Genomic DNA, 26,227 nt, shown 5'->3' on the forward strand with positions numbered 1-26,227 from the left:
CTCCGGGAGAACACTCTCGTGAAATAGCTCTGGTCGCCAAATCCGCAGATCAGGGCAATATCCGCCAGGGGAAGCTTGGTTGTCGTCAACAAACGTTTGGCCTCATCCATCCGAAGGCGGGAGAGATACTCGTGCGGGGCGATGCCCGCGCTGCGCCTGAACGAACGAGCGAAGTGGCTCGGCGTCAGCCTGCACTCTGCCGCAACATCGGCTATCGTGAGGCGACTCGCGAGCCGCGCACGCATGATCTCCTTGGCGCGGCGCTCCTGCCAAGGCGCCAACCCGCCTTCCAGGGCGCCATCGTACGTGCGTAGACCTCCATAGGTCTGCGCGAAATGGGCAAGCAAGCTCAGCCCGATCTGGTCCACGAAAAGCTGGTTCGTCGTCCGATCTTCCTCGATTGCACTCAGCAGAAGGCTCGAGATCGTGGATAGGCAGGGGTCGCGCCGATCTCGGCTCCATCTGAGCGTTTCAACAGGCTTGGCGTCATGCTCGCGAGCAAAGTCATCCAGCGCGCGACGCGGGACATAATATTGAAGCAGATCCAATGGACCTTTTAGTTCACATTTTGCGTTCTCGCGCAGATCCGTAACGATCACGGTTCCATCGGCGGGCTGATGAAGGATACTGAACGCGGGCTCGGACGATAGCTGAGAGCTGACTGTTCGCTCCGAGTTAGCCAAGGTCAGTCTCGGTACCGCGAGATACAGTTTTCCATGGCGCCTGATTTGGGCGAGTGTGCTTGCCTCTACACCGAAGTAGTCACTTAGCCGTTTGCCAAAGAAACCGCACTCAACAGACGATTCAGCATGTTCGGTCATGAATCATCCGGCAACGGTTGATCGGCACGCGACAAGTGCAAGCAGCGCCCGCGCCGAGCGACAGGAGATGGATCTTCGTGAGCAAGCCGGGCGTATGCTTGCTGTCGGAAGCACATTGGCACCTCCGCCGCGGCTGCCTCGGACGAGGGCGTATACTCATTGAGCCAAGTGATACCGCCGGTGCGTCAGGCGGTCGCGGCCGAACGAAACGTATTTTGAACGAACGGCTCACGTTCTGGCTGTCTTTCGCAATTTCCACGATACAGCCACGACCAAATACCCCACAGTGGATGTGGCCATTTGTGCCGGACGGAGGCGACCGTCGGCACCAGACGACATCGAATTGCGCGAGAGGGGTGTCTTTGGAGCGATTGGAAACAATCTGCAGGTTTCATCCTGGCAGCGACGAAAGTGCGCCTTTGTTGCTGGCTATCCCAGGTCGGGCGGCCAGTCCCTCTGGCTTCCTAGATTTCTGCAGATCCGCCAGCACCGGCTCGGGAATTCTGGCAGTGTCGACCCCGCGCTCCACCGGCAACGGCGAAACCCTATCGAGAGATTTTGCAGATGGTCTCGCTCTGTCTATTCACAATGCAATGCATACGCACGAACTCACATTGGTGCCGATGGTCGTGGTCGGTCACGTCGAGGGAGCGGACGCTGCGCTTGCATTGATCGCTTGCCTTGCAGATGCGATAAGCGCTGCCATCATCATCAACCCGACTCGCGCTATGCGTCCGCCGGCTACAAACCTTGGTGGGATGGACGTGCTGCTGGCCACGCCAAAGGGCGCAGGATCAGCAGACGACACCGCGCTCCAGATCGAGAAATGCCTCGTGGAAGCCGGAGCTCGCGTGATTTGCGAGCGGGTGCCGCGCAGCCGAGTTGTCAGCAAGCGGGACGAACTCATGGCCCGGATTTTCCTTTCGGCCCTCTTCCGCTGATTTTGCTCCTGGGCGTAGCCTCGAACGATCTGGACTAAGAGGCTGCTTGGCGGCGCCACGCACCGGGGCTAGAACCGACTATCCGGCTGAAATGCCTGCTCAGATGCGCCTGGTCGGCGAATCCCGTGAGGAACGCTATTTCCGCGATCGGTAGCTTATCTGACACCAGCAGCTCCTTCGCCTTCTCTATGCGCGCGCTGATCAGCCATTGGTGAGGCGACAGACCGGTGGACATTCGGAAAGCCCGGCAGAAATGTGACCGCGATAGCTGAGCGATGTTCGCGAGTTCGAGCAAACCGACGTTGTCGGCAAGATGTTCTCTCAGATAGTCGGTGACCATCCGCAGGCGCCGGGGCGGCAGCCCGCCCCGGGCCGGCGTTCGGTACGCGTCGCCGGCGGCCGAGAGGCGCAGGAGCAGCGCCAGGGACAAACTGTCCCCGTACAGCCGCGGAGAGTCTCCTTCCCGACTGACCTCGGCCTCGAAGAGTTTTGCGATATGGAAAAGGGCGGGATCGTAGAACAACAGACGCGGAGCAAACGCGGACGGACTCACTTCCTCGTCCGCCAACTGTTTGAGAGCGTCATCTGCGAACGTGAAGGAGATGTGGCGCATGTAGCGCGTTTCGTTCCAGATTGCCCACGTTTCCATCCTGGCGGGCGCAAAGTTCATGTTGTGAATGGTATTTGCGGGATCCGGGCCGCGCCGACGCTTCTCGCTACGCAATTCCGGAAGGTTGCCGTCAAGGTCGAGCATGATCGACAGCCGGGCACAATCGTAACACAGCTCTGCGCAGTATGACCTGGTGCAGGCGAGTTCGGTCACGCTGGCGGTGAGCCCGTTCCAGGATCGGGAATGGAGGCTTTTCACCGTCGTGCCTTCCCGCCTCGGGACGAACGGACGCTTCCACACGGGGAAGTCTGCGTGATTCCGCAGAGCCGATGGCGCCTGGAACGGGTCATGCGGGGCGGTCATGAGCGACACAATTCTCCAGGCGAACAATGCGTTACCGGGGGGATAGTGAAGAGCATCGGCGCTCTCGACGTCCTGATCGTCAGCATTTCGGTCCGACGGTCCTGAAGCCATCAGGCGTCAAGACGACCCAACTTTGGCGCTCGAATTTGCCAGCGTATTGAAAGAATTCGATGGCTTTGGACGGATTTTGTCACGGCCACGCCTACAGGCGCGCCTGGAAGCGGCCTTCCGGAGCACCGCAGCCGGCCCCCTTGCGGATCTCTCACCCAAGGTAAGTGCTGAGCTGCAGGCCAATGAACCGTCGCCAGTCCATTAAACGCCGGTATAGTATTATTCGGCGGCAGAATGCCCTAGGGTGCCGCGACAGGCAGTTTCGTGGAAAATCTCATATGCCGGTCGAGGCCCGTCATCCCACCTACCCCGGTGGGACACTCGAATGTTCATCCGACGGGATGACCGCCAGCCTAACCTCGCGGCGCGGCGAAAAAGAGAGGGTCGTCGAGCTAACGAGCGAGCGCACCATTCTGTACGTCTCCCTGGAGGAGATTGGGGGGCGAACCCAGATCGGATCGTCTCGTCGTCCATCAAAGGTTGCACATGGAGGCGCCCACGCGAGCCTGGTGCCGGCCGGCGTTTCAGCCTGGGAGTGGTCCGAACCGATCGCGCTGCATCGCCGCCTCATGATCGAGTTCGATCATTCTTCGACGCCATCTCTCGTCAGATCAAACCTTGAGAAATCCGGCACTATCTGGATGACCCAGGATCCGGCGATCCTTCAGTGCTCCGCTCGCCTGGCGCAGGCGATCGAAGCAGGAACCCATGGAAAAAGGTTTCTATCGGCAATCGCCTTGGCGATGATTGGTCGTTTTGCGGAACTTGGGTCCGCCCTCGCAGTCGGCGGACTCTCTCGCGAGCGGTTGCGCAAGGCTCAGGATTTCCTGATCGGAAACTTATCCGCAGACGTAAAAATGTCCGAGCTTGCACAGCACGTAGGGCTCTCTGAGAGCAGCTTCGTACGTGCATTTAAGGCATCCACCGGACTCCCTCCTTACAGATGGCAGCTCAAGCTACGCATCGACAAGGCGAAATCGCTCATGCTGGATGGAGTGGTGCTTGCCGACGTGGCGGTTGCCGTGGGTTTCGCCAGCCAAAGTCATCTCACCCGAGTCTTCCGTAGCATGACGGGAGCCACGCCGGCGGAGTGGCGCCGAATGCATCGACGGGACAGCTCGGTCGTATCTGTCGGCTCGGAAGAGACCTGGGTGTCATGACGTCCCAATCCTACCTTATCGACGCGCCGAAGCATTTCCGGCTCGAAAGCCCGACCCTCGCGCTACGCAGCATCGAGAACGTCGGCAGCTTCTCGGCGGTGCGCATATCGCGCGACACGGAAGGCCTCGGGATGACCGATCCGATACCGCCGGAGGAGACTTTTGTCGTCGTCTGGCAACTGCGTGATTGTCCGAAATCAGCGCTATGGCTCGATGGAAAAGAGATCAAGAACCCGGTCCATCGCAAGGGGGCCCTCGAGTTCTACGATCTCGAATGCGACACGCAGGCATACATCGAAAGTCCTCTCGACAGTCTCCACCTCTGTATCCCGAAGCAATCGATCGCAAGAATTGCGGAGGAAGACGGGTTAGCTGCACCTCGCTCGCTATCGACCCGTCTCGGGCATAGCGTGGATGATCCCGTGATACCGATGCTTGCGAAGTTTCTGATCCCGATGCTCGAGCGCCCGAATGAGGTCGATACGCTTGGGTTGGATCAAACTGCGGTTTCTATCATGGCTTACGTCGCGGGGGCCTACGGTCCCACTCCGATAGCGGCGCGAAAGCCGGCAGGCGTCCTCGCGCCTTGGCAACTTAGGAGAGCCCAAGATTTGCTTGATGCGAGCCTTGACGGTCGTATCACCATCGCTGAGATCGCCAAGGCCTGTCACCTGCCTACCGCCTCCTTCTCGAAGTCATTCGTGCGCTCGACGGGGGTGACGCCGCGGAGATGGCTACTGATGAGGCGGGTGGACGTGGCGCAGAGGCTGCTAAGAGATAAAGTGGTATCCCTCAGCGAGGCAGCTCTGGCTTGTGGGTTTTCGGACCAGAGCCACTTCAACAGAGTCTTCCTGCAATTGGTCGGGTGCACGCCTAAAGTGTATCGGGATTCCCTTTAAGAGAGACCCTGCAACAGCGATTATCGACCGGACTGCTACCGCCGCCGTCCGTGGACCGGCAGTCGGCATTGGCTGGAGCCTGGCGTTGGCTTGCGATCTTGTTATTGCCGCAGACAATGCCAGATTTTCCGCGATCTGCCTGCGCCGCGGTCTTGCACCCGACGGCGGGGCGGCATGGCTGCTTTCCCGTCTGGTCGGAATGCAGCGGGCCAAGGAGCTTGTATTTACGACCCGCTTCGTCGGCGCGGAAGAGGCCGAGCGCCTCCAACTCGTGTCACGCGTCGTGCCCGCGGACTCGCTCGACGCGGAAGCGATGAAGTTCGCCGCCGAGCTCGCGGAGCAACCGACGTTTGCACTTGCGATGGCGAAGAAGCTCTTTGACTATGCCCTCGGTCCGAGCTTTGAAGACTTCCTTGACTACGAGCTGATGGTTCAGCCGCAGCTCAACCAGAGCGCGGATTATCGAGAGGGCTTTACATCGTTTCAAGAGAAGCGCCCGGCCCGCTTTACGGGCCGCTAGGTTGGTGGCAGCGCGCGCTGGCCTGCCTGAGGAGTCTTTGCCGGAGCCCTACCGGTAGAGCGTCGGTTGTACATGGGGAACGTCCGAATCCCCGACGCCGGTTTTGGCTTCCGTAACCCGCATCGCTCCACGCAACCGACATAGGCATGAATTGGAAGCAGAAATCGCACCTCGGATTATCAGCACACGAGTCACACAGCGAATATCAGAGATCTAGTCGGCAATCGGGGTTAGGAATTGGCTGTCGGTTATACTCATTCCGCACGCCAAACAAGCCGAGTTTGCATGTTAGATGAAGTAATATACACTTCGGAGTGCAATGAGCCGATCAGGAAGTGGACGGCTGGTCGGCAAGCCTTCGGGGTTGAGCAGTCGTGCGACAAGCGACGCAAGGTGCGTCCGTTCTGCCGGGAGTTTCATGATCAACCGCGTTTTACCTTATGAGGGACTCCTCCACGAAGTTGTCGAGCACAATGGCGTGCTTTACATCGGCGGGATCGTCCCTGAGGACACGAGCCTTGATATGGCCGGCCAAGCAAGCGATGTACTCGGCCAATTGTCGCGTTTGCTTGAGGCTCAAGGATCTGACCGGTCCCATGTCCTGCAGGTCACGATCTTCCTGACCAAGCTCAGCGAGAAGGCCGCCTTCAACGCCGCCTGGAAAGCATTCTTTACGGAGGATACGCTCCCGGCGCGCGCGGCAATCGGAGTGGCCGACCTCGGTCCCGGCGTCAAACTCGAGATGACTGCGATCGCAGCTCGCCGAACTTAAGCCTGAAAGTATGCTCGGATACAGGCCGACCTGGTTCGATCTCCGCTTCGGATCCGCGGCATCAAGCCTGCGCTGGACATATTTCGACCTCAACAGCCGGACTACCGCACGGGTGCAGGCATGCGAAGCCAAGGAAGAATACTCCGCGCGTAAGTAACCGCAGAGATCACACTTCGTGTCTTCCGGATCTGGCTCGCGATCGCACAGACAAAGCACTTTTGAAAAACTGCCTTAGCGCCGGCCCGGCTTTTATTGACGCGCGAAACGCAGCGAACGGCCAGCGCCCAGGCTTCTCCGGCTACTCCGCCAGATTGTGCTGCTGCCAGCGCAGCAGATAGGCCTGCAATCGCCAGATCAATGCGGATAGCGCAACGCCCACCAGCATCAGAACGATGACGGCGACCATCATTCCAGATGCCTCCGCTCGCGCCTCCGACTCGATGATCAGGCGCCCGATTCCTCTTTCCGCACCGATAAACTCGCCGACGATCACCCCTATCAGGGCAAAAGAGATCGCAGGTGTTAGCGAGGCGAAGACCCAAGCCATGGTCGAGGGGACAACTACCGTGCGGGTAATCTGCCACTCGCTCGCGCCGAGCAGCCGCGCCGCATTGACAAAGCCTTCGTCGATCGAGCGGGCTCCTTCGAACGTATTGAAGAACACGAGAAAGACGACCACGATCCACGACGTTACAATTTTCGAGGTATCGCCGATGCCGAAAGCAAGCACGATGATCGGCGCCAGCGCGATGCGCGGGATCGAATTCACCGCCGTGATGAACGGCTGGAAAATGGCGCTCAGCCGATCCGAGCGGCCCAGCAGGAGGCCCGCGGCAAAGCCGCTGCTGACGCCGGTGACGAAACCAAAGAACGTGTTCTTCAGCGTGACAGCGGTCGCAATCCAGAGATTATTCTCGGATCGCGCCATGCAGCGGCCGAATTCGCCATTGAACCAGCCGTTGAACACGCCGAGCTTCGACTTGAGACAGCTCAGGATCAGGAAATGCTCAAAGATGTCCGATGGCTTGGATATGAAGTAGGGATCGAGCAGGTCCGGCACCAGCCAGGGAAGGCGGTCGTGCAGATCGTACCCCCACTGCCAGATCGACAAGATGCAAAGGCAAATCAGCACCTGCCATGCCAAAGTTCTGCCGGGGCGGCGCGCTCGTCTCATGGGCTGCGACCCTTGATGAATTCTTCGCCGAGCGAGTGCCAGATCAACTGAAACAGTTCGGCATAACGCGGCGTCTCCCTGATCTTCACGGCGTTGCGCGGTCGGGCAAAATCCACCTCGAAGCTCTCCTTGATCCGGCCGGGCCGCGCGGAAAATAGAATGATACGATCTGCCAGCGTCAGGGCCTCGCCGAGATCATGGGTCACGAACAGCACGGTCTGCTGCTCGCGTTCCCAGATGCGAAGCAACACATCGTGCATGTCGATCTTGGTATGGGTGTCGAGCGCGCCGAACGGCTCGTCCATCAGCAGAACCTGCGGTTCAACCACCAGCGTTCGCATCAAAGCTGCCCGCTGACGCATGCCGCCCGACAAGGCCGAGGGATAGGCATTACCAAAATCCTGCAACCCGGCTTGCATCAAGCAAGCATCGATACGTTCCTTTCTCTCCGCCACCGGAACACCCGCCAGTTGCAAGCCGTAACCGATGTTGTCGGCAACGGTACGCCAGGGAAACAGGGTGTCGCGCTGGAACACATAGCCGACATTCGGCGTCGCTTGCCCAGGGACAACCGGCGTCCCGTCAATCAGGATCTGACCGCTGGTCGGCTTGACCAGTGTCGCGATCATGTTGAGGACGGTGCTCTTGCCCGAACCGGACGGGCCCAGCAAGGCGACGAATTCGCCGCGCCGGACACTGAAGGAAACGTCGCGCACCGCCTCGATGGCCGTACCCGCCAGCTGGAAGGTCTTGCACAATCCGCGCACGTCGATCCGCCGCGTCACGGGCGACGCAACGAACTGCGACGCGTGCATGGCCTGCACCGTCAAGCTGGATAGGCCTTGCGTGCCGCTTCGATGAAGCTGCTACTGACGACGTCGGCCATTGCCAGCGGCTTGATACCGGTCATTTCACGGAACCAGACCTTCTCGCCGCGCGCGAAGCTCGCGGCATCGATGATGCCTTCGTAGTCGGTGACCTTCTTCATGACCCCGATGTCGAGAATATTCGCGTCGCGCGACGTGCTCCCGACATAGGGCTCGATCGCATCATAGATCTCTTCGGGAGAATGCCCCTTGATCCACTGGGTTGCGCGCCACAGCGCCGTAACGAACGCCTGCATCTTCTGCGGGTCTTTGTCGATCGTCGACTGCAGGGTGAAATGAGACGTCACCGGGACCTTGCCGCCGATATACTTGGTCCAGACCGCCTCATCTGTCCCATCGAACAACAGCGCGCCCCAGCCCTGCTCGACCGAGTCCTTCAGGATCGAAGGTGAGTTGATGAGAACATCGACCTGTTTCGTTTTCAGCGTGCCCATCATGGTGTCGACATTGCCGGTGCCGATCCAGGTCACCTTGTCGTCCAGTCCCATGGTTTCCATGTAGTAGGACGCCCATACGTGGTTGGTGCCTCCCAGCGACGAGACCGAGACGATCGGCTTTCGTCCATCCGGCCGCTTCCACTTCGTCAGCGCCTCCAGTGTGGTGATGCCCTGATCGAAGAGATCCTTGCGGATGATGAAAATCGCGGCGTTGCTGCGGGTGTCGACCGGCATCAGGACGCGCGCGCTGCGGCCATGATTGCTGAGCTGCATCGGGTGGGTGATGTCGCCGATGCCGATGTCACCCTGGGACGAGGCGATGATCTCGCGCGTCTTCACGCCGCTGCCACCCTGGATCAGTTTGCAATCGAGGCCGGCGTCCTTGAAGAACCCCGCCCGGTCGGCGACGAATTGCGATTGATAGATCGGAATAGCCACCGGATAGATCACGCGGCCCGACGGGGTATCTGCCCACGCCCGCCCCGCCGCCATGGAGGCGCCGGCGACAATGGTCAGCGCGGCCCGTCTGGTGATCCGAGTTCTCATCACGCGTGCTCCCTCTCCTTGCCGGCCACTTTGTCCAGTGCGTTCAACACCGCATCGCCCATCTCCTGGGTCGAAAGTCTTTTTGCGCCGGGTTCGGCGATATCGGCCGTTCTTGCGCCGGCCGCCAGGGCCGTATCGACGGCCTTCTCCAGCAGCGTAGCATCATCGGGCCGATTGAGGGTGATGCGCAACATCATCGCGACGCTGAGAATCGAGCCAAGCGGATTGGCGATTCCCTTGCCCGCAATATCAGGAGCGCTGCCGTGGACCGGCTCATAGAGCGCCTTGCGGCGTCCCAGCCGATCGGGCGGCCCCAGCGAGACCGACGGCAGCATGCCGAGCGAGCCCGACGCCATCGCCGCGCAATCGGAGAGAATGTCTCCGAAGATATTGCAGGTTACCATGACATCGAACTGCGAGGGCGCCCGCACAATCTGCATGGCGGCGTTATCGACATAGAGGTGCGTCAGCTCCACATCGGAGAATTCCGCTGCATGCAGCGCCGCGACCTCCTCGCGCCATAGCAAGCTGGTCTCCAGCACATTGGCCTTGTCGACCGAGCAGACCCGGCCCTTGCGCGTTCGCGCCAGTTCAAATGCGGTTCGCGCCACCCGGCGGATCTGGTTGGTGGTGTATTGCTGGGTGTTGAAGCCGCGGCGCTGGCCGTCGGGCAGCATTTCGATGCCGCGCGGCTCGCCGAAATAGATGCCGCTGGTGAGCTCGCGGATGATGATGAAGTCGACGTCTTTCAGCACCTCGGTCTTGAGCGGCGCGGAGTCCGCCAGCGCCGGATTGGCGACGATGGGCCGGAGATTCGCATAGAGGTCGTATTTGCTGCGCAGTGACAGGAGGCTTCCCGCCTTGCGCGCTGCCGGAGGAACCTCCGTGGTTTCCGGGCCGCCCGTCGCACCCCAGAGAATCGCGTCGGCCTCCTCCATCGCCTCGACGGTGTCATCCGGCAGCACCTTGCCCGTCGCCAGATAGGGAATGAGGCCGTACTGCGCTTCGCGCAGAGCCACCGGAACGCCGCGCCGGGCCGAAAACCATTTGAGAATGCGGTGGGACTGGTCGGTTACCTCCGGACCGATGCCTTCACCACCGACCACAGCCACCTTGATCATGTTCGAGAGCGTGTTCATGCCGATTGTCCTGCAAAGTGAATCCACGGCCGCGCACCGCGGTCGGATGCCTGGAAGGCGCGGATCTCGTGCTCCCGCCGCAGCGTCAGCGAAATCTCGTCGAGCCCTTCGAGCAAACCCGCACGCCGGCGCGGATCAATCTCGAAGCTGTGCCTTGCCCCCGATGGCGAGGTAACCGTCTGCTCCTGCAGATCGACAGTGAGGCGCCCCGCGCCCTGGCTCGCTTCGATCTCCGCTGCAAGGCTGTCGATGGTGGCTTTGTCCAGCACCACAGGCAGGATGCCGTTCTGGAAACAGTTGGCGAAAAAGATGTCGCCGAAGCCGGAGCCGATGATGGCGCGGATACCCATCTCCTGCAGCGACCACACCGCCGCTTCGCGCGACGAGCCGCAGCCGAAATTCGGTCCGGTCACCAGGATTTCCGCCGCGCGATAAGGCTCGCGATTCAGGATGAACTCGGGATTGTCCGAACCATCAGGCAAATAGCGGAGCGATCCGAACGCCCATTTTCCAAGACTGCCCCGGACGGAATTTCCGATCATGCGGTTGATGCTGATGATCACATCCGTATCGACATTCGTGCGCATGATCGGCGCGGCAATCGCGGTCAGCTTGGTGAAGGGTTGCGCCATCTAGCGCTCCATCGTTCGAACGTCAGCGATGGCACCGGAAACCGCCGCCGCGGCGGCCATGGCCGGGCTCGCCAGATGAGTGCGGGCACGCGGCCCTTGCCGGCCGATGAAATTCCGGTTCGACGTTGACACCGAGCGCTGGCCGGGCGGCACGGTTTCGCCGTTTGCGGCTAGGCACATCGAGCATCCGGGCTCGCGCCATTCGAAGCCAGCCTCGGTAAAGATCTTGTCAAGCCCCTCGGCGACCGCATCGCGCTTGACGGTCTCCGAGCCCGGCACGACCCAGGCCCGCACGCCCGGCGCGACCTTTCGGCCACGCGCGACCTCGGCCGCGGCGCGCAGATCGCTGAGGCGGCTGTTGGTGCAGGAGCCTATGAAGACCCAATCCACCGGCGTGCCGGCGATCGGCGCGCCCGGCTTAAGGCCCATGTAGTCGAGTGCGATCTCGATCGCGCCGCGCCGCGCCGGATCGGCAATGTCTGCCGGATCCGGGATGCGGCCATCTACACCAAGGACATGTTCCGGACTGGTGCCCCAGGTGATCTGGGGGATGATCGTTCCGACATCGATCGAGACCTCGCGATCGAACTCGGCGTCGCTGTCGCTCTGAAGCGTCCGCCACGCCGTGACGGCCCGGTCCCACGTCTCGCCTTGCGGCGCATAGGGACGGCCGCGGATATACGCGAACGTCGCTTCATCCGGCGCGATCAGACCCATCTTGGCGCCGAGCTCGACCGACAGATTGCAGATGGTGAGCCGTCCTTCGATCGGCATGTCCCTGATCGCACTGCCGCCGTATTCGACCGCATAACCGGTGCCGCCGGCAGCCCCGACATGGCCGATCAACGCGAGGATGAGATCCTTCGCCGTCACACCAAATGGCAGCCGGCCGTCGAACGTGACGCGCATGGTTTTAGGCCGGCGCTGGATGATTGTCTGGGTCGCCAGTACGTGCGTGAGCTCGCTGGATCCGATGCCGAAGGCCAGAGCACCCAGGCCACCATGAGTGCAGGTATGGCTGTCACCGCAGACGATCAGGCAGCCGGGCAGGCTGAGACCGAGCTCAGGCCCGATGACATGGACGATGCCCTGCCCCGGCTGGTCGATGTCGAACAACTGGATGCCACTGGCAGATGTCTCGGTCCGCAACGCCGAGAGCAGCTCCTGCCCGGTCTTGATCGTGCCAACACGCCCGAACGCCGTTGAAATCGCATGATCTGGCGTGGCGAAGGTCAGTTCGGGATTATGGACCGGGATATTGCGGCTTTTGAGATCAATCAGGCCGCGGGAGCCGCCGAGGTCATGCAGCAAATGGCGGTCCACATGAAGAAGATCGGTATCATCGCTGATCTGGGCGATGACATGCTGGTCCCAGATTTTGGCCAGCAACGTGCGACCACACGTGTCCACGATCCGTCCTCCCATGTTCGGCATCTGATGTGCCGTCCGCGTCCACCGCAGGGGACGCATTGCTGCCGATCATGCCGACAGACAGCGATCTTGGGAGGCAGGATAGAAGTCCGCCCCGGAAATGTGCAAGTGACGGATGGGCAGCGGGCCATCGCGACCGGCGATGGCTGGCCTCTGCGGGGGCGATGCTAGCCTCTGCCCGGCACGACCGTCAGCCGGTCGGAAACGCCATCTGCGGTGAGACTCGCATCATCATGGGTCCGCAGGTGGTCCACCAATAACTTCGTGACCGGTGGTAGCGACTTGTAATCACGCACGCCCATAAGGAGTTCGCGCTGCGCCCACGACTCATCGAGCGGGACGGTGACGAGGCTGTCGACGCCATAGCGGCCCTGAACGATCTCCAGCGGCACGACGCCGACCCCCATCCTGGCATCGATGACGCGAAACAGCGCATCGAAACTGCTGACGCGGACGCGCACCTTAAGATGTTGCCCAAGAGCCGCAGCTGCAGCGACACACAGCGTCTCGATCGAACTGCCCTTCTCAAGGCTGACGAAGTCGAAATCGACCAGTTCGCGGAAGCGAACTTTGCCGCGGCCGGCCAGCGGATGGTCGCGCGTAACCAACGCGGCGAGGCTGTCGCTGCGATAGGACAGCAGCTCGAGATCCTGTCCGTCGATGTTGCCGCCAAAAATACCGATGTCGGCTCGGTTCTCCACCACCGCTCGCACGATCGCGGGGCTGAGATCTTCCTCGATGTCGATGCGGACCAACGGATGCCGTTCCAAGAACAGGCTGAGCTCGTCCGCCAAGAATTCGAGGATCGCGGACTTGTTGGCGCAGACCCGGATCAACCCGCGCTTGCCCTGCCTGTATCCCGTCAATTCGGTCTCGAGCCTGCTAAGGTTTCCCAGGATGATGCGGGCGTGCTCGAGCAGGGCAAAACCGGCAGGTGTCGGCTCGATCCCTTTCGAATGACGATGCAGCAACTCGACCTGGAAACGGTCCTCGATATCCGAGATGCGGCGGCTGACCGCGGACGCGGCGATATTCTTCTTCTCCGCCGCCTTCGCGATACTCTGCTCCTCGACGATCGCCACGAACAATTGCAGCGTCACGAGATCGATTTTAGCCGTCATCCGTCAGATCCTCGAGCGAGCCGTCACAATGGCCATTTTAGCCTTTTCAGATCGCATCCGGCTACCGACGGCCCTGCCGATAGTCTGCAGCAGAGACTGATTAAATCGATCTGGAACGAGGTCCTGAGCGAGGTCCGACCAAAATCACCGGGCGAGTGAGGAGAGGCCAAAGGTGGGCTTATGGTGCGCTTGGAGCGGGGTCGCATTTTCCGTGATTTCAACGGGTTACGAAGGTCGACAACGGGCTTAGGTGCATTTTCCGTGCGTAAGAGTGCCCCGCCCTCCCCCGAGCGTCTTGCCAGCCGGCCTCTCCGAAAGGATGGCCACATTCGCAGGCGCGATCGCGCCGGTCATGGCGGGGTGCCTGGCCAATCAGACGTATCGCCCTATCTGCGCCGACGCTCGCCCGGTGAAGATCACCTTCGGTGGGCTGCGCAAGATGGGGGCCGGGCAACCGTCACCGAGCCGCCGACACACGGAAGAAGGCGCAGGTTCGATGGTTACTCTCGGCCGTCCCGCAATTGCGCCGCCCGGCCATCTTCATCCAGTTTCCTGCGCAACACGAGAAGCGCGAAGTGGATGTGCTCCGACATCAGGCCCTCAGCGCGCTGGGCCTCACGCTTGGCTATCGCATCGAGGATCCGGTGGTGATCGTCGTGGGAACGCGCGATGACCTTGTAGTCCTCCCAGATGAACACCCGATCCGACGCCATGGGAACGTTGTGACATTGTCGGACGAAGCTGCTGACGAACGGGTTCTGGCAGGTCTGGATGATAGTCTCGTGGAAATCAACGTTCATCCGGCGATACGGGATCAGGTCATCGGGATCGAGAACGCCCTTCGACAGAATGCGATCGCCTTCGGCAACGCATTCGCGTAAGCGATCGAGCACCTCCACCGAGGCGCCCTGCCGCGCAACGATGCCGCAGGCCAGCGCCTCGAGCCGCGCGCGGACCTCGAAGGCCGCGCTGATTTCGGCCGTCGAAAACGCCCTCACCGCGTAGCCGCGGTTCGGCTCGTAGATCAGCAGACCTTCCTTCGCGAGTTGCGCCAGCGCCTCGCGCAATGGCGTGCGCGAGACGCCGAGCGCTTCCGACAGCGGAATCTGCTGCAGCCGCGACCCTGACGGTACATCGCCCGACAGAATGCGCTCACGCAGCAGTTCAGTGACATCCGATGCGCTGGTCACGGGGGCTCATCCACATCTCCACATCATGATTGGATAAAATATTGCCTGACACAATGCAATATAGTTGACATTGCTGCGTGCTTGTCCTTGGATTGTATCCAATAAAGAGATCAGGGAGTGCAAACGCGTGAACGGGAAGGAGCGGCGCGCCGCCCTCGTGACAGGGGCAAGCGGCGGGATTGGTGTGGCCATTTGCAGGGCGCTAGCCGAAGACGGCCTGCGGGTCGCGGCCCTCGATCGCAGCCAGGACGCACTCGACGGCCTGCTGCAGCAGCTCGCCGGCACCGGCCACATCTCCATCGTCGCAGACGTATCGAACGAGGCGCAGGTCAAATCAGCGTTCGATCGTGCCCAGCATGCTTTGGGCGAACTCGCCGTGATGGTAACCGGGGCCGGCATTCTGATGCTGCGCCCGGACGGCTCGCGCAACCTCGTCGCAGAGACGGACCTCGCCGAATGGCAGACGACGCAGGACATCAACGCGACCGGGACGTTTCTCTGTTGCAGGGAATTCGCCAATCGCCTGCCCGCCTCGGTCTCCGGCGGCCGTATCGTCACGCTGTCGTCCGTCGCGGCGCAGCTCGGCGGCTACAGGTCCAGTGCGTCCTACATCGCCAGCAAATCCGCCGTGCTGGGTCTGACCAAGGCCATGGCGCGCGAGCTTGCGCCGCGCAGCGTCACCGTGAACTCGGTGGCGCCCGGGTTGATCGACGCGCCGATGCTGCGTCTGTCGCTCGATCCCGCTGACGACGACAAGGCTTCGGCGCAGATTCCGCTGGGACGGCTCGGCACGCCCGATGATGTCGCGGCCGCCGTGCGTTTCCTGGTGTCGCCGGGCGCCTCCTACATCACCGGCGTCACCATCGACGTCAACGGCGGCTACCGGATGCAATAACGAGTTCAATAAAAAGGGGAGGAAACAAGAATGTCGAAGAGAGCACCCGGCCGGCTGAGCGCGCTGGCTGCCGCATGTTTTGCCGTCATGAGCCTGCCGGTGGCCGGCTTCGCGCAGGAGCCAGGCCTCACCGACAAGACGATCAAGATCGGCATGTTCGCGCCCCTGTCGGGACCGAACATGGCTTACGGCTTCGACGTCGCCAATGCGGCGCGCATGTACTACGACAAGATCAACAAGGAAGGCGGCATCAACGGCCGCAAGATCGAGGTCGTCCTCGAAGATGACCGCTGCAATGCCAACGATCTCGTCGCCGCAGTGAAGAAGCTCGTCGAGCGGGACCAGGTGTTCCTGCTCAATGGCGGATCGTGCTCGGCTGCGGTCGTCGCCGCGAAGGACTACGTCGTCCGCTCCAAGATTCCGCTGATCATGTTGAACGCCTCCGGTGACGGCGCGCTCTATCCGCCGACCGACTACATCTTCGGAGCCTTCTCGATCTCGCAATATGCGGTTGGCGGCGCGATCGTTGACTTCGCAGCAAAGACCCTTGGCGCCAAGAAGATCGCCTACATCAACCACGACGATGCCTATGGTGTGTGGAACCTGGAAGGATCGAAAGCCGACGCCGAAGCACACAAGGTCGATCTGCAGGTTGAATCGATCAGCCCGACCATCACCGACGTCACCGCGCCGTTCTTCAAGCTCCGCGCCGTCAATCCAGACGCGCTTGCGATCGTCACCTACGCACGTCCCGCCGCCCTACTGATCAAGAAGGCCTACGAGCTCGGCTTCAACAAGCCGATCATCCTGTCCGTCGCCGGAACCGCCAACCTGTCGCAGCTCGCGGAGAATGTCGGCAGCAAGGATGCGCTGAAGAACTTCTACGTGCAGGACGTGCTGGCCGACCTGCCCGGCGGACCGAAGATCAAATGGGTCTACGACATGTACAAGGAGGCCTATCCGGATCTTGCCGCCAAGCCGGACCACCCCCAGGCCTACATGCCGTACGGCATCCCCTCGGCGATGAGCATCGTCAACGCGCTGAAGGACGCAGGTCCGCAGCCGACGCGCGAGAAGGTGCTCGAGGCTCTGAAGAAGCAGCACTTCGACAGCGGCGTCATGGCCGGGCCTGTGGTGTTCGGTCCGCAGGAGCGCGCCGCCAACAAGTCGACCATCTTCATCAAGTTCGACGGCACCAACCAGGTGCTGCAGCCCGGCGTCTATACCAGCCGCTGGCAGTTCAAAGGCTGAACCCCCTGAGGCCGCGCGCCAGGCGCGCGGCCTCCAATGTCGCAAACCCAGCTCCCGAGCGGCTCACCGATGGATCTGCAACTCGCCCTCCTCTTCCTGCAACAGGGCGTCGCCTCCGGCCTCGTCGTCGGCAGCGTCTACGCGCTGCTCGCGCTTGCGATCGTCATCATCTTCAGGACGTCGGAGGTGCCGAACTTCGCGCAAGGCGAGATGCTGATGGCGGCGGGCTACGTGGCGCTCTATCTGTTCGTGTTCCGCGCGATGCCGGTCTGGGCGGCGATCCCCATGACCATCGTCGTCGCCTTCGCCGGGGCGGCGCTGTTCCGCCGCGTCGTCCTCACCCAAGTTGCGCATGCGAGCGGCAGCCCGGTCAACCTCGTGATCGCGACGCTCGGCCTCTCCTACGTGCTGAAGGGCCTCGTACGCCAAACCGGCTTTGGCGACACGCCGCGCTCGTTTCCGGCGCTGGTCTCGACCGATTCAATCATGATCGGACAGGCGAGCGTGACCCGACTCGATCTCGCGATCCTGGGTACCGCTGTGATTGTCATGGCAGCCTTCTTCTGGATGTTCGGCTACACCAAGCTCGGCCGCGCAATGCGCTCGGTCGGCATGAATCCCAAGGCGGCGCAGCTCGTCGGGGTCAATCTCAATCGCATCCATACGACTATCTGGGGACTGTCGGGTGCGATCTCGGCGATCGCGGCGCTCTTGATTTCACCAAAGCTGCTGATGACGGCGGACATGGGCTCTGTCGTCACGCTCGGCTTCGCAGCCGCAATCGTCGGCGGCTTCGCCAGCCTGCCCGGCGCCGTGGTCGGCGGCTTCATCATCGGCATCGTCGAGCAGCTGGTCGGGCTGTTCGTATCGTCGCGTGCCATCACGCTCGCCCCGTTCCTCGCCATCATGCTGGTGTTGATCTTGCGTCCCCAAGGCCTGTTCGGCGGCCGCGTCGTGATCAAGAAGGTCTGAGCCGCTATGCGCATCCTTGGCCTTCTCGCGGCGCTGGCGGGCTTGATCGTGCTCCCGCTGGTCTCCACGGGCTATGTCGTCTACCTCGCCAATCTGCTGCTGACCTTCACGGTGCTCTGCCTAGGCATGCACATCGTTATCGGCGAGGCCGGCCAGTTCTCGCTGGCGCAGGCGGCGTTCTTTGGCATTGGCATCTACACCAGCGGTCTCGCCAACACCGCCTTCGGCTGGCCGTTTCCGCTGTCGGTCCTCGCATCCGGTCTCGTTGCCGCACTGGTCGGGCTGTGCATCGGAACGCTCGCGCTGCGCATGCGCGACATCTATCTGGCGCTCGCCACATTCGCGTTCGGCGAGGCCATGCAATGGGTCTTCCTGAGCTGGACATCGGTGACCGGCGGACCGAACGGCTTGCGGATTCCGCCGGCAACCCTGTTTGGCCTCGAGATCGTCAGCGACAGGCAGGCCTATCCGGTCGTGCTCGCCATCACGCTGTTGATGATCTGGGCGACTGTCCTGATCGCCCGGTCACGGCTCGGACGGGCCTTCAGGGCGGTGCGCGAATCCGAGGTCGCCGCCCTTGCGATGGGCGTGCCGGTCCGCACCACCAAGCTCGTGGCCTTCGCGCTGTCTGCCTTCTTTGCGGGCGTGGCCGGCGCGATGTTTGCGATCTATTCGACCTACATTCATCCCGACAGCCTAGGCTTCCAGACCACCATCCTGGTGCTGACGATGGTGGTCGTCGGCGGGCTCGGCTCCATCTCCGGGGCGATCGGTGGGGCGATCGTCTTCGGACTGATCTCGGAGCTGCTGCGCCAGGCACCCTCCTACCAGGAGATCATCTACGGACTGATCCTCATCATCTTCATGATGTTTGCCCCGCGCGGCCTGTTCGCGTTCATCGGCGACAATTTGAAGAGGTTCGCCCGTGCGTAATCCTCTCCTCCAGGTCGAAAACGTCACGGTCCGGTTCGGCGGACTTGTCGCGGTCAACGATTTCAGCCTCGAAGTCACGCAGGGCACGATCCACGCGCTGATCGGCCCGAACGGCGCCGGGAAGTCGACGACGTTCAACTGCATTTCCCGCTTCTATCAGCCGAACTCCGGCCGGATCGTGTTCGACGGCACGGACATCACCCGTTCTCCTGCGTCCGAAATGGCCGGCTGCGGCATTGCCCGCTCCTTTCAGAACCTCGAATTGTTCAATGAGCTGACCGTTCTGGAAAACATCATGATTGGCGCGCACGTTCATTGCGGCGGCTCGCTGCGGGCCTGGCTCCAGGCAAAGCCGCCGGCCGTGATGCACCATATCGACGAAGTGATCGAACGCACCGGCCTAGCCCCCTACCGCAAGCACAAGGCGAGGAATCTCGACTTCGGCCATCAGAAATTGCTGGAGCTGGCGCGCGCGCTGGCGATCCGCCCGCGTCTGCTGCTGCTCGACGAGCCTGCCGCAGGCCTGCGCAACCGTGAGATCGCAACCCTCGACCGCCTGCTCACCGACCTCGTCAGGACAGATGGACTCACGGTGCTGATCGTCGAGCACGTCATGCAGCTCGTGATGTCGATCTCGGATCGCGTCACGGTGCTCAACTTCGGCACCAAGATCGCCGAGGGAACGCCCCAGCAGGTGCGCAACGATCCGGCGGTGATCGAAGCCTATCTCGGCAAGGAGGCCGCCCATGCCTGACCTGCTCGACGTCGAGGGCATTTCGGCCGCTTACGGACGCATCCAGGCCCTGAGCAATGTCAGCCTCAAGGTGAGCGCAGGCTCGATCGTCGCGTTGCTCGGCGGCAACGGGGCCGGCAAAACCACGACCCTCAATACCATCTCGCGGCTGGTGCCGCTGACGGCCGGCTCGATCCGCTTCGAAGGCCAGCCGCTCAACCGGCTGCAGTCCCATCACGTGGTCAAGGCCGGCATCTCCCAGGTGCCCGAAGGCCGCGAGGTCTTCCGCGACATGAGCGTGCGCGAGAACCTCGACATGGGCGCTTATGGCCGCAGCGATCCTGCGGGCGTCCGCAGCGACCTCGACCGCGTCTTCGGCTACTTCCCGGTCCTGCGCGACCGGCTGAAGCAGAAGGCCGGCACGCTGTCCGGCGGCGAGCAACAGATGTTGCTGATCGCCCGCGCCCTGATGGCGCGGCCGCGGCTGCTCCTGCTCGACGAGCCGTCGCTCGGCCTCTCGCCGGTGCTGGTGCAGAAGATCTTCGACATCATCGCCCGGCTGCACGCCGACGGGCTCAGCATCCTTCTGGTCGAACAGAACGCGGCGGTGGCGCTGGCCGCCTCGCAATATGCCTACATCCTCGAAAACGGCGAGATCGTGCTCGAAGGCGCCTCCGATGAGTTGCGCCAGAATGAAGCGATCAAGCGCACTTATCTGGGAAGCTGATCATGACCGCTCGATCAGGACGCTTCGCCGGCAGAGCCTTTCTCGTGACCGGCGCGGCACGCGGGATTGGTGAAGCCGTCGCCCGCCAGCTCGCCAGCGAGGGTGCGGACGTCGCGGCGGCGGATCTCGACACGGCGGGCCTGTCGGCGTTGCAGGCCTCGCTGCAGGCCCTGGGCGCGCGGGTGATCGTCAAAAATCTCGACACCCGCGACGCATCCGCGACCAACAGCTTTGTCGCGGATGCGGTGCAACATCTCGGCCGGCTCGACGGCGCCATTCCTTGCGCGGGTATCGCACGCACGGCAGCCGCGGAGACCATGGACGACAAGACGTTCTCCGACGTGCTCGATATCAATCTGAAGGGCGTCTTCTACACCTGCCGCGCCGTCGGCGAAGTCCTGCTCGCGCAAGGCCGCGGCGCGATCGTCACTATCGCCTCCATCACCGCCAAGGGTGGCCAGCCCGGCCGGGCGAACTACGCCGCCTCGAAATGGGGACTGGTCGGCCTCACCAAGACGCTGGCCGTGGAATGGGGCCATCGCGGCGTGCGCGTGAATGCGGTAGCGCCGAACGGTGTCGATACGCCGATGATCCGCGACGGCATTCCACCTGCCTTTCTCGATGACGTCATGCTGGATCGCACGCCGCTTGGCCGGCTGGCGCAGCCGGCGGAGATCGCCTCGGCCATCGCCTTCCTGCTCAGTGACGAGGCCTCCTACATCAACGGCGCCGTGCTCGAGGTCGACGGCGGACTCACCGCCGGTTTCCTGACCCATCGCCACGGAGCTGATTTCGCCCGCGCCGGCGCCAATCCAAAAAACATGGAGAAGAAACCATGACAGATCCCTCAGCCCAGCCGCCGCTTGCGCTCGTGACCGGCGGCGCGCGCGGCATCGGCAAGGCGATCGCCGCACGGCTCGCCCGGGATGGTTTCGAAGTTCTGGTCGTCGATCTCGATCGACCGGCGGCCGAGGCCTGCGCCGCCGAGATATCCACGGCCAGTGTGACATCGCGCGCAGCAGCAATCGATCTGCGTCAACAGGATGCGATCGCGGCGCTTATCGCCAAGGAACGGCCGCTGTCGGCCCTCGTCAACAATGCCGGCATCTTCGACGAGCGCGGATTCTTCGATCTCACGGCGGAGGATTTCCGCCGCATGTACGAGATCAACCTTGTCGCCCTCTTCAACCTGTCCCAGGCGGCTGCCGCGCGCATGCAGCCCGGGGCCAAGATCGTCAACATCGCCTCCCGCGCCTTTCTCGGCGCGCGCAACCATGCCCACTATGTGGCCTCGAAGGCAGCCGTCGTCGGCTTGACGCGCGCAAGCGCGATGGAGCTCGCCCCACGCGGCATTCTTGTCAACGCGGTCGCGCCCGGACTGATCGATACGCCGCTTCTGGCAGCGCTTACGCCCGAACGCCTGGCAGCGCAGCTCGCGCTCCAGCCGACCGGAAAGGCCGGGCGGCCGCAGGATATCGCGAACGCCGTCTCCTTCCTGGCCTCGCCCGGCATGGATTTCATCACCGGCCAGGTCCTGCTGGTCGACGGCGGCAAATCGCTTGGCGGAGGCCTGGGAATCTAGACATGTCAGCAGCTCAGGCCTCACAGCATTTCGATGAAGAGCACGACGTCGTGGTCGTCGGCTCCGGCGCCGGCGGAATGGCGGCCGCCCTCACCGCGGCACACCATGGCCTCGATGTTCTCGTCATCGAAAAGACCGACAGCATTGGCGGCAGCACTGCTGTGTCCGGCGGAGCGGTCTGGATTCCCATGAACCCGCACAGCCGCGAGGTCGGGGTCGAGGACAGCCGCGAGGCCGTGCTCGCCTATCTCCAAGCCATCCTTGGCAATCGCATGCGCCGCGACATGATCGACGCGTTCCTCGATGCTGGCCCGCGCATGGTCAGCTTCATGGAGAGCAACACCGCCCTGCGCTTCGTCCCGCGCGCCGTCTCACCCGACTACCAGTCGAATCTGGAGGGAGCATCGACCGGCGGCCGCACCATCGATCCGGCGCCGTTCGACGGCCGGGAGCTTGGTGAGAATTTCAACCTGCTCCGGAATCCGATCGCCGAGTTCCTGGTGTTCGGCGGCATGATGGTCGGACGCAAGGACATCGACAGCCTGCTCGGCATCCGCTCCTCCTGGGCCAATTTTCGCGACTCCACCAAGCTGCTGCTCCGCTACGGGCTGGATCGCCTGCGCTATCCGCGTGGCACGAGACTGCTCATGGGCAACGCGCTCGCTGGCCGCCTTTTGAAATCCGCGCTCGATCGGAAGATCCCCCTGCGCACGCGAACGGCGGCGGCCAAGCTGCTGCTGGACGGGCCACGCGTCGTCGGGCTCGAGGTCGAGCGCGACGGACTCATCTCCCGCATCGGCGCGCGACGAGGCGTTGTGCTTGCAACCGGTGGCTTCCCCGCAAACGCCGCCATGCAAGCCGACATGCTGCCGCATGCCGACCAGCACTATTCGATGGCTCCGATCGGCAACACTGGCGACGGCCTCAAGCTCGCACGCGAGGCCGGCGCATCGATCGAGACCGACAATGTCGGCAACGCGTTCTGGACCCCGGTCTCGGTCATGCGCGACCGCGACGGCCGCGATATCCGCTTCCCCCATCTGATCCTTGACCGCCAGAAGCCCGGGGTGATCGCCGTCAACCACGCCGGTCGACGCTTCGTCAATGAGGCGATCTCGTACCATGAGTTCGTCGAGGCCATGCATCGCGCTCATGAGAGCGAGCCGACGATCCCGGCTTATCTGGTCTGCGATGCCAGTTTTCTGCGCAATTATGGTCTCGGCCTGGTGCGGCCGGCCGCTCGTTCCCTGTCGCGCTTTCTCGACAGCGGCTACCTCGTTGCCGCCAACACGGTCGCCGAGCTGGCGCGCAAGCTCGGCGTCGATGCGGTCAACCTTGCCGCAAGCGTTGCCCAGATGAACCAGGCTGCCGCCAGCGGTCACGATCCTGCGTTCGGCAAAGGCAGCACGGCCTATAACCGCTATCTCGGCGATCCCGCGCACCAGCCCAACCCTTGCCTCGGACCGATCGAGACACCGCCGTTCTACGCCGTGCGGGTCTTCCCCGGCGACATCGGGACGGCTGCCGGTCTGAAGACCGACGCAAAGGCCCGCGTGCTGGACGACGAGCGCCGTCCCATTCCAGGGCTGTTCGCCTCCGGCAATGACATGAACTCGATCATGGCCGGCGCCTATCCGGGTGCCGGGATCACACTCGGCCCGGCCCTGACCTTCGGCTACATCGCCGGACTTGAACTCGCCAACGCAACACAAGATGAGGCGCAACCGTGAAGATCTACTATTCGCCGTTTTCACCGTACGTCCGCAAAGTGCTGGTCGCAGCGCACGAGCTTGGCCTTGCCGGCCGGATCGAGCAGCTTCCGAGCGCGGCTCATCCGATCAATCGCGATCAGACCATCATCGCGCACAACCCGCTTGGCCAGGTACCGACCATCTTGCTCGATGACGGGACGGCTCTCGCCGACAGCCGCGTCATCTGCGAATATCTCGACGATCTTGCCAGCGGCGAAAAATTGTTTCCGAAGGTGCCGGCGCAGCGCTGGCGTGCCTTGGCCGATCAGAGCACCGCCGACGGCATTCTTGCCGCCGCACTTCTCTCGCGCTACGAGCTCGCGGTGCGTCCTCCCGAAAAGCTCTGGCAGCCCTGGCTCGACGGTCAGCTGGACAAGGTCGAAACCTCCATTGCCGCGATCGAGAAGGCTGCTCCTGCGTTCGGCGAGCGCGTCGATATCGGCACAATCAGCTTCGCCTGCGCTTTCGGCTATCTCGACCTGCGCTTTCCCGATTTCGGCTGGCGGTCGCGCCATCCGCAATGCGCCGCATGGTTCGCTGGCTTCGAGGCGCGGCCGTCGATGCAGGCAACGCGCCACCCGGTCGGCTGAGCCAGCGGTTACATGGTCACCGTCGGATCCTCGGCCGTGAACTTCAACCTCAACGCCGTCGGCGCCTGCCCTGCTGCGAAGCCCGTGCGCAGATTGGCTCATGGTTTTTTCAGCTGATCACGTCAAACGAGATGATAGTGGTTCCAATTCACGTCTGCATTCGGGGTGGTCGCGATGTGAGCTAGATCGTGCTCTACATGGGCCTCTCCCATTCCAGCACCTGCCCCGGGCGCGTGAGGGCTGCTCCCAGCCCCAGACGGATCACCATGGAAATGCAACAGATCCTGCCACTGGATGCCTGCGATGCTCGTATGCTCGACATTGGCAAACTGAAATCCGTCGCTTCCAGGCGTGCTAGTGTTCGGCGTGACAGGCGGATCGTAGACGATCACGCCGGTGCCGCCGTCGGTGGTGAAGCTGAAGTTCTGCGCGACATAGGTGCCGTTGAAGTGAAGCGTCGCGGTGCTCGCCCCGTCACTGAGTGTTAGCGTATTGCTGGCGGCGTCGAACGACTCCGTGAACGATCCGGAATTGTAGTTGATGTCCTTCACATCAATCTGATCCGAACCTGCCAAGGTGCCATCGCCGGTGAACCCGTTGATCAAGCCGGCAAAGCCGGCACCATGGTCGATGATGACAGACCCGGTCGAGCCCTGGAAGGTCAGGTTGGTGGTCGATGCGACAGTCGAGCCGAACTCGAGCTGAGCACCGGTGTCGACGACGACGCTGCCGGTGCCAGTGACCGCGCCGTTGATGTGAAGCGTGCCGGCGGTCACCGTGACGTTGCCGTCATCGACGAGATTGGCGTTGATGGTGCCGGCACCGCTCAGCGACGCGGAGCTGCCGACATGGACGGCACCGGCGACGGTGGTGGCGCCGGGCCCGATGTCGATCGCGCCACCATGCGTGACGGTCAGGGTCGCCGAGCTCGAAGAAGACCCCAGGCCCAAGCCCTGCGTGGTGACGACCGAACCCGCGCCATCCACGGTCAGCGATCCCGTGCTGCCGGCCTGGTTGGCGAGCTCGATGAAGTTCGACGTGAGAGTGCCGCCGTTCTCAACGCTGGCGATGGCCGCGCCGGCGTCACCGATCGTCAGGTTGTAGGTGGTCAGGCTCGCGGCATTGATGTCGAGCGTATCGGTGACGCCCGCATCGAAGTGGACGCCGACCCCCATGTGAGTGGCGTTCACCACCGCATGGTCGGCGATCGTTAGCGAGGCGGTGCCATCCACACCGACGCTGATATCCTGGTTTGTGCCGGAGGTGAAATTGGCCGTCGTGCCAGCACCGGTGATGGTGACTGTTCCGTGGCTGCCCGCCGCAACAGCGATGTTGAGGAGCGTGGATGTCAGCGCAGCACCGGCAGCGATCGTCATATTGCCGGTGGCAGTGTTGCCCACTGCCATACCGATCGAGGTACTGGCAATCGCCGAACTCGCACCCGACGCAGTGATAGTCCCCTCGTCATCGAGGAAGCCGGTGAACCAGGTCGCGCCGGCGTTGTTGTTGAACGTGCCTGTGAAGCCGCCGGTCGAGTTGGTATAGACGTTGCCGTCGATCTGCCCATTGTTGTTGATGGTGACGGTAGAGCCGCCGGTCTCGGTGATGGCCGGCATCGAGCCCGCTGTCGTCGCTGATCCGATGGTGCCGGAGTTGGTGATCGTCACCGTGCCGGTGGCGTTCTCCGCGACGTTGATCGCGGATCTATTGGCCGCACCGACAACCGTCCCGGTGTTGATGATGGTGACCGAGCCGGTCGCCCCGGCACTTGCCTGTTGGGCGTTGATGCCGGAGTTCGCGGTGGCGGTGATCTGGCCGTCATTCTCGATGGTGATGGAGCCACCATGGTTGGTGCTCGAGAAGATGCCGGTTCCCCCGGTCAGGAAGCCGCCGTTGGTGACACTGACATTGCCGCCATCAAGCGCGTTGGCGTTGATGCCATTGGCCTGGTTGCCGCTGGTCGCGCCCGTGATCGATGAAATCGCACCGGTGGTGACCGTCACATTGCCGGCGCCGTAATTGTAGGCGTTGATGCCGGA

At 62.6% G+C, this 26,227-nt stretch carries 26 protein-coding genes; 15 read left to right on the plus strand and 11 right to left on the minus strand.

The genetic code is table 11. The features are described 5' to 3' along the window. A partial coding sequence (locus AXW67_RS18000; RefSeq protein WP_082907949.1) for an AraC family transcriptional regulator occupies positions 1-821 on the minus strand: 821 nt, incomplete at its 3' end. A 509-nt stretch (positions 822-1,330) separates the two neighbouring features. Between AXW67_RS18000 and AXW67_RS43205 the strand changes: the two genes are divergently transcribed. Continuing rightward, entirely contained in the window at positions 1,331-1,762 is a 432-nt protein-coding gene (locus AXW67_RS43205) for a hypothetical protein (protein WP_201723685.1), read from the plus strand. 34 nt (positions 1,763-1,796) lie between these two features. On the opposite strand, the gene AXW67_RS43210 is transcribed toward AXW67_RS43205, so the two are convergent. Continuing rightward, positions 1,797-2,516 (minus strand): helix-turn-helix domain-containing protein, encoded by a 720-nt coding sequence (locus AXW67_RS43210; RefSeq protein WP_201723686.1) that lies wholly within the window; start codon positions 2,514-2,516, stop codon positions 1,797-1,799. 608 nt (positions 2,517-3,124) lie between these two features. Here AXW67_RS43210 and AXW67_RS18015 point away from each other — a divergent pair. The 4 genes from AXW67_RS18015 to AXW67_RS18030 all read left to right on the plus strand — a co-directional run bounded on the left by AXW67_RS18015 (position 3,125) and on the right by AXW67_RS18030 (position 6,197). Then, a complete protein-coding gene (locus AXW67_RS18015; protein WP_145927692.1) occupies positions 3,125-4,006 on the plus strand; it encodes a helix-turn-helix domain-containing protein in 882 nt (293 codons plus the stop codon). Beyond that, complete coding sequence (locus AXW67_RS18020; protein ID WP_063678950.1) at positions 4,003-4,905, plus strand: helix-turn-helix transcriptional regulator; 903 nt, start codon at positions 4,003-4,005, stop codon at positions 4,903-4,905. The genes AXW67_RS18015 and AXW67_RS18020 overlap by 4 nt, the downstream gene beginning before the upstream one ends. Then, a complete protein-coding gene (locus AXW67_RS40625) occupies positions 4,820-5,425 on the plus strand; it encodes an enoyl-CoA hydratase/isomerase family protein (RefSeq protein ID WP_161491270.1) in 606 nt (201 codons plus the stop codon). The genes AXW67_RS18020 and AXW67_RS40625 overlap by 86 nt, the downstream gene beginning before the upstream one ends. A gap of 418 nt (positions 5,426-5,843) precedes the next feature. Continuing rightward, a complete protein-coding gene (locus tag AXW67_RS18030; protein ID WP_027555306.1) occupies positions 5,844-6,197 on the plus strand; it encodes a RidA family protein in 354 nt (117 codons plus the stop codon). A 298-nt stretch (positions 6,198-6,495) separates the two neighbouring features. Here the strand turns inward: AXW67_RS18030 and AXW67_RS18035 are convergent, their stop codons facing one another. From AXW67_RS18035 to AXW67_RS18070, 8 genes are all read right to left on the minus strand, one after another. Further along, complete coding sequence (locus AXW67_RS18035; protein ID WP_063678952.1) at positions 6,496-7,371, minus strand: ABC transporter permease; 876 nt, start codon at positions 7,369-7,371, stop codon at positions 6,496-6,498. Continuing rightward, the gene (locus AXW67_RS18040; protein ID WP_245315613.1) at positions 7,368-8,201 is read right to left on the minus strand and encodes an ABC transporter ATP-binding protein; all 834 of its coding nucleotides are present in this window, start codon (positions 8,199-8,201) and stop codon (positions 7,368-7,370) included. Before AXW67_RS18040 ends, AXW67_RS18035 begins: the two co-directional genes overlap by 4 nt. Continuing rightward, complete coding sequence (locus AXW67_RS18045) at positions 8,198-9,241, minus strand: ABC transporter substrate-binding protein (RefSeq protein WP_063678953.1); 1,044 nt, start codon at positions 9,239-9,241, stop codon at positions 8,198-8,200. The genes AXW67_RS18040 and AXW67_RS18045 overlap by 4 nt, the downstream gene beginning before the upstream one ends. Beyond that, positions 9,241-10,380, minus strand: a complete 1,140-nt coding sequence (gene leuB, locus AXW67_RS18050; protein WP_027555310.1) for a 3-isopropylmalate dehydrogenase — start codon at positions 10,378-10,380, stop codon at positions 9,241-9,243. The genes AXW67_RS18045 and leuB overlap by 1 nt, the downstream gene beginning before the upstream one ends. Beyond that, a complete protein-coding gene (gene leuD / locus AXW67_RS18055) occupies positions 10,377-11,012 on the minus strand; it encodes a 3-isopropylmalate dehydratase small subunit (protein WP_063678954.1) in 636 nt (211 codons plus the stop codon). The genes leuB and leuD overlap by 4 nt, the downstream gene beginning before the upstream one ends. Next, positions 11,013-12,422 carry a 3-isopropylmalate dehydratase large subunit gene (gene leuC / locus AXW67_RS18060; RefSeq protein WP_063678964.1) on the minus strand — a complete coding sequence of 470 codons (1,410 nt, stop codon included), beginning with the start codon at positions 12,420-12,422 and terminating at the stop codon, positions 11,013-11,015. A gap of 188 nt (positions 12,423-12,610) precedes the next feature. Then, complete coding sequence (locus AXW67_RS18065; protein WP_063678955.1) at positions 12,611-13,564, minus strand: LysR family transcriptional regulator; 954 nt, start codon at positions 13,562-13,564, stop codon at positions 12,611-12,613. A 500-nt stretch (positions 13,565-14,064) separates the two neighbouring features. After that, positions 14,065-14,754 carry a GntR family transcriptional regulator gene (locus AXW67_RS18070; protein WP_027555314.1) on the minus strand — a complete coding sequence of 230 codons (690 nt, stop codon included), beginning with the start codon at positions 14,752-14,754 and terminating at the stop codon, positions 14,065-14,067. A gap of 127 nt (positions 14,755-14,881) precedes the next feature. Between AXW67_RS18070 and AXW67_RS18075 the strand changes: the two genes are divergently transcribed. From AXW67_RS18075 to AXW67_RS18120, 10 genes are all read left to right on the plus strand, one after another. Next, positions 14,882-15,649, plus strand: a complete 768-nt coding sequence (locus AXW67_RS18075; RefSeq protein WP_201723688.1) for an SDR family NAD(P)-dependent oxidoreductase — start codon at positions 14,882-14,884, stop codon at positions 15,647-15,649. A gap of 30 nt (positions 15,650-15,679) precedes the next feature. Further along, positions 15,680-16,900: an ABC transporter substrate-binding protein gene (locus tag AXW67_RS18080; protein WP_063678956.1), complete on the plus strand. Its 1,221-nt coding sequence runs from the start codon at positions 15,680-15,682 to the stop codon at positions 16,898-16,900. A gap of 69 nt (positions 16,901-16,969) precedes the next feature. Beyond that, positions 16,970-17,872: a branched-chain amino acid ABC transporter permease gene (locus AXW67_RS18085; RefSeq protein WP_063678957.1), complete on the plus strand. Its 903-nt coding sequence runs from the start codon at positions 16,970-16,972 to the stop codon at positions 17,870-17,872. A 6-nt stretch (positions 17,873-17,878) separates the two neighbouring features. Further along, positions 17,879-18,805, plus strand: coding sequence for a branched-chain amino acid ABC transporter permease (locus AXW67_RS18090; protein ID WP_063678958.1), 927 nt, complete (start codon positions 17,879-17,881; stop codon positions 18,803-18,805). Beyond that, complete coding sequence (locus tag AXW67_RS18095; protein WP_063678959.1) at positions 18,798-19,559, plus strand: ABC transporter ATP-binding protein; 762 nt, start codon at positions 18,798-18,800, stop codon at positions 19,557-19,559. Before AXW67_RS18090 ends, AXW67_RS18095 begins: the two co-directional genes overlap by 8 nt. Next, the gene (locus AXW67_RS18100; RefSeq protein WP_145927695.1) at positions 19,552-20,265 is read left to right on the plus strand and encodes an ABC transporter ATP-binding protein; all 714 of its coding nucleotides are present in this window, start codon (positions 19,552-19,554) and stop codon (positions 20,263-20,265) included. Before AXW67_RS18095 ends, AXW67_RS18100 begins: the two co-directional genes overlap by 8 nt. Positions 20,266-20,267: 2 nt before the next feature. Continuing rightward, positions 20,268-21,104 carry an SDR family NAD(P)-dependent oxidoreductase gene (locus AXW67_RS18105; RefSeq protein ID WP_063678960.1) on the plus strand — a complete coding sequence of 279 codons (837 nt, stop codon included), beginning with the start codon at positions 20,268-20,270 and terminating at the stop codon, positions 21,102-21,104. Continuing rightward, a complete protein-coding gene (locus AXW67_RS18110; RefSeq protein WP_063678961.1) occupies positions 21,101-21,847 on the plus strand; it encodes an SDR family NAD(P)-dependent oxidoreductase in 747 nt (248 codons plus the stop codon). The genes AXW67_RS18105 and AXW67_RS18110 overlap by 4 nt, the downstream gene beginning before the upstream one ends. Before the next feature lie 2 nt (positions 21,848-21,849). Further along, on the plus strand, positions 21,850-23,577 hold the full coding sequence (locus AXW67_RS18115) for an FAD-dependent oxidoreductase (RefSeq protein ID WP_063678962.1): 1,728 nt from the start codon (positions 21,850-21,852) through the stop codon (positions 23,575-23,577). After that, entirely contained in the window at positions 23,574-24,188 is a 615-nt protein-coding gene (locus AXW67_RS18120) for a glutathione S-transferase (protein ID WP_063678963.1), read from the plus strand. Before AXW67_RS18115 ends, AXW67_RS18120 begins: the two co-directional genes overlap by 4 nt. A gap of 122 nt (positions 24,189-24,310) precedes the next feature. Here the strand turns inward: AXW67_RS18120 and AXW67_RS18125 are convergent. After that, positions 24,311-26,227 (minus strand): beta strand repeat-containing protein (locus tag AXW67_RS18125; RefSeq protein WP_430648722.1); only part of this gene is annotated, 1,917 nt, incomplete at its 5' end.

It is taken from the genome of Bradyrhizobium neotropicale (genome assembly GCF_001641695.1).
GTDB classification, from domain to species: Bacteria; Pseudomonadota; Alphaproteobacteria; order Rhizobiales; family Xanthobacteraceae; genus Bradyrhizobium; species Bradyrhizobium neotropicale.

Bases quoted from the DNA above. Each gene is read 5' to 3' on its own strand.
- AXW67_RS43210 (WP_201723686.1), bottom strand. From the start codon at position 2,516: ATGCTCGACCTTGACGGCAACCTTCCGGAATTGCGTAGCGAGAAGCGT.
- AXW67_RS18015 (WP_145927692.1), top strand. From the start codon at position 3,125: ATGCCGGTCGAGGCCCGTCATCCCACCTACCCCGGTGGGACACTCGAA.
- AXW67_RS18020 (WP_063678950.1), top strand. From the start codon at position 4,003: ATGACGTCCCAATCCTACCTTATCGACGCGCCGAAGCATTTCCGGCTC.
- AXW67_RS18030 (WP_027555306.1), top strand. From the start codon at position 5,844: ATGATCAACCGCGTTTTACCTTATGAGGGACTCCTCCACGAAGTTGTC.
- AXW67_RS18035 (WP_063678952.1), bottom strand. From the start codon at position 7,371: ATGAGACGAGCGCGCCGCCCCGGCAGAACTTTGGCATGGCAGGTGCTG.
- AXW67_RS18045 (WP_063678953.1), bottom strand. From the start codon at position 9,241: ATGAGAACTCGGATCACCAGACGGGCCGCGCTGACCATTGTCGCCGGC.
- leuB (WP_027555310.1), bottom strand. From the start codon at position 10,380: ATGAACACGCTCTCGAACATGATCAAGGTGGCTGTGGTCGGTGGTGAA.
- leuD (WP_063678954.1), bottom strand. From the start codon at position 11,012: ATGGCGCAACCCTTCACCAAGCTGACCGCGATTGCCGCGCCGATCATG.
- AXW67_RS18065 (WP_063678955.1), bottom strand. From the start codon at position 13,564: ATGACGGCTAAAATCGATCTCGTGACGCTGCAATTGTTCGTGGCGATC.
- AXW67_RS18080 (WP_063678956.1), top strand. From the start codon at position 15,680: ATGTCGAAGAGAGCACCCGGCCGGCTGAGCGCGCTGGCTGCCGCATGT.
- AXW67_RS18085 (WP_063678957.1), top strand. From the start codon at position 16,970: ATGGATCTGCAACTCGCCCTCCTCTTCCTGCAACAGGGCGTCGCCTCC.
- AXW67_RS18090 (WP_063678958.1), top strand. From the start codon at position 17,879: ATGCGCATCCTTGGCCTTCTCGCGGCGCTGGCGGGCTTGATCGTGCTC.
- AXW67_RS18100 (WP_145927695.1), top strand. From the start codon at position 19,552: ATGCCTGACCTGCTCGACGTCGAGGGCATTTCGGCCGCTTACGGACGC.
- AXW67_RS18105 (WP_063678960.1), top strand. From the start codon at position 20,268: ATGACCGCTCGATCAGGACGCTTCGCCGGCAGAGCCTTTCTCGTGACC.
- AXW67_RS18110 (WP_063678961.1), top strand. From the start codon at position 21,101: ATGACAGATCCCTCAGCCCAGCCGCCGCTTGCGCTCGTGACCGGCGGC.
- AXW67_RS18115 (WP_063678962.1), top strand. From the start codon at position 21,850: ATGTCAGCAGCTCAGGCCTCACAGCATTTCGATGAAGAGCACGACGTC.